The 446-nt window shown below is 37.9% G+C and carries 1 rRNA gene; it reads right to left on the bottom strand.

From position 1 onward, the window contains the following. Positions 1–366: 366 nt before the first annotated feature. A 5S ribosomal RNA gene (rrf, locus tag ACSLUR_RS19090) occupies positions 367–446 on the bottom strand; the annotation flags it as partial.

Below are 446 nucleotides of genomic sequence, written 5' to 3'. Positions count from 1 at the left end.
TTCACTGAGTTAATTTTGGCAAACCGAAGTTTGCTTATTTGTAAAATCAACATCATGTGAATGCTCACACAAATTGCATGATAACTAATTGTTAAAGAAATGATGTCTTCGACACCAAGAAATACATCGCATTCGTGTACTTCTTTTTGCTAAAACCGCTAAGGGCTTTGCCTGCTCTCTCGTTGAGAGCGGATGCGAATTCTACGCTTCCTAGTTTTGATGTCAACAACTTTTTGAAATTTAATTTCTAAGTAGTTAACTTCAAACCTTTATTGATTAGTATTTGAATCATTTAACTAATTACTAAGCAATAAAAGCTTTGATTAAAAAGCCCGACACCTCGTACCGGGCTTTTCTTAATTAGATGCCTAGCGATGACCTACTCTCACATGGGACCTCCCACACTACCATCGGCGCAGTTGCATTTCACTTCTGAGTTCGGCATG

The organism is Thalassotalea montiporae, from assembly GCF_053485855.1.
Note: the sequence above shows the minus strand (reverse complement) of the source record. Positions and strands in the feature narration are given on the sequence as shown.